The sequence below is a fragment of the Corallococcus sicarius genome (assembly GCF_003611735.1).
In the GTDB taxonomy this organism is placed as follows: Bacteria; Myxococcota; Myxococcia; order Myxococcales; family Myxococcaceae; genus Corallococcus; species Corallococcus sicarius.
Window position 1 is genome coordinate 1 of sequence record NZ_RAWG01000585.1, and the last position, 2,250, is coordinate 2,250.

Annotated in this window: 2 protein-coding genes; both read left to right on the forward strand. The window is 74.4% G+C overall.

Features of this window, described 5'->3' with window-relative positions:
* Positions 1–1,378 (forward strand): hypothetical protein (locus tag D7X12_RS40960; protein WP_120630518.1); only part of this gene is annotated, 1,378 nt, incomplete at its 5' end.
* Positions 1,379–1,401: 23 nt separating this feature from the next.
* Positions 1,402–2,250, forward strand: an 849-nt coding sequence (locus tag D7X12_RS40965) for a metallophosphoesterase family protein (protein WP_120630519.1), incomplete at its 3' end; no start/stop codon positions are given.

Consider the following 2,250-nt stretch of genomic DNA (forward strand, 5'->3'; position numbering starts at 1 on the left):
AAGGGACAGGGAGGGGGGCGGGTGGAGATCCGCGTTCGACCTGTTGGCGAGCGGCCCGGAGCTGGGCGGCGGCGACGTGCCCCGGGACGTGCCGGCGCGCAAGGGCGCGCGCACGTCGGTGGTGCCGCCGGAGGTGCTGGCGCGGGCGCTGACGGACGCCGGGCCCCGGCCCGTGCCCATGGCCTCCGCGGCCGGGTCCGGTCCGGTGGTGGCGCCCGAGCGCGGCCACCGCGTGCCGGTGTACGCGGAAGCGGGTGAGCTGCGACGGGCCTCGCCGGAGCTGGGAGGAGAGCTGGAAGTGGAAGTGGAGGCTTCGCCGCGTCCCCAGCCCCAGGGCGGCCGCGTGTCCGAGCCCGGCGTCGGGCTGCTGCGAGAAGCGCCGCGTCCGCCGTTCAAGGCGCTGCCGGTCGCGGTGGCGGTGGTGCCCGGGCTGCTCTTGCACGGGTTGGGGTCGTGGGCGGCGGGGGACTCCGCGACGGCGAGGCAGCTCTTCGCGGTGGAGGCCGTGGGGTTCGGGTTGATGGGGGCGGGGCTGGTGCCCATCGCGCTCACGGGTGCGTCGCGGCGGACCATCGGGCCGCTGTACGCGGTGACGCTGACGGGGGCCGGGCTGTTCTCCGTGTCGATGCTGGCGAACCTGTACGCGGTGACGTCGCCCGCGTTCGACCCGGGGCGGGTGCCGGCCACGCTGCCGCCGCTGGAGCTGGACGTGGGCTACCAGTCCGTGCGCGACGCGACGGCGGACTACCAGAACTTCTTCGCGCTGGGCGCGGTGGCGCGGCTGTCGTCGGTGCGGCTGGAGGCGTCCGCGAGGCTCGCGCCTTCGGAGGGCAACACGTGGATCCGCGCCGGGGCGGCGTACCGGCTGTGGGGCGCGCCGGAGCGGTCGCTGGGCAATGGGGACGGCACGGCGTTGGACGTGGAGGGCTTCGCGACGTACCACCGCTATCCGACGGAGGGCTTCACGCTGGGCGGCGGGGAGCTGTCGCTGCGGGGGCGCTACGCGATGGCGCGGCTGAGCCCGAGGATGACGGGTTCCTTCGCGGAGGGCAGCGTGGGCCTGTCGTACCAGGGGCTCGGCTATCCGGGCGCGGTGGGGGACGACAACCTGCACGGGCAGCTGCTCTACACCTTCGGCTACGGCGTGTGGCTGGGGCGCGGCGGGCCGCTCCGGGGCGAGGCGATGCTCTATTACGACCACCGCAAGGACGGGCTGGTGGGAGGCATGCGAGGGCGGGGCGGCGGCATCATCGGCTCCTTCGGGTTGAGGGGCCGCGTGCTGCTGACGGAGCGCTGGGGCGTGGCGGCGGAAGCGCAGGCGGGTGGCGCGCTGATGGGGCGCGTGTCGCTGGTGTACGCGGTGGGAGGTGACACGTGAGCGGCTTCAAGGTGCTGGGGGCGATGGGGCTCGCGACCGCGCTGCTGTCCGCGGGCTGCGCGCGGCCGAGCGAGGATCGCGCGGTGCGCGACACGCGCGTCGGTCAGGCCGAGGCCGAAGCGCTGAAGGTGGAGGTCGAGGGCGGGCTCGCGTCGGTGCGGACGCTGGGGTCGGGAGCGCTGGAGCTGTGGAGCCAGGCGCCGGTGCTCACGGTGCGCGTCACGGCCGGAGCGCAGGCCCGCGCGGACTGGCTGTTCACGGTGCGCAACACGATGCCGGGCGCGGCGCTGGTGGCGGTGGACGAGTCCGGCGAGGCGCTCGCGGTGGAGCCGCTGCCGGACGCGCATCCAACGGTGAAGGCGTGGCGGGTGGCCCTGCGACCGGGGGCGACGGCGCGGCTGACGGTGGCGCCGCCGGACTGGGATTCGCGGACGCCGTTCCGGTTCGCGGCGCTGGCGGACGTGCAGGAGGCGCTGTCGAAGGTGGGGGACATCTACACGCGGCTGAACGAAGACCCCAGCCTGCGCTTCATCTTCTTCGCGGGGGACCTGACGGAGTACGGGACGCGCGAGCAACTGGAGGAGTTCCAGCAGCGGCTGGAGGCCAGCTCGCGCATCCCGCTGTACGCCACGCTGGGCAACCACGAGACGTTCACGGACGACGCGCGCATCTACCAGCAGCTCGTGGGGCGGGCCAGCCAGCACTTCACCTTCCAGGGGGTGCACTTCAGCCTGGTGGACTCCGGCAGCAGCACGGTGGATCCGCTGGTGGAGGAGCAGCTGGACGGGTGGTTGGAGGAGGCGCGCGACGCGGTGCACGTGGTTGCGATGCACATCCCGCCGTTGGATCCGGTGGGGGTCCGGGGCGGGGGC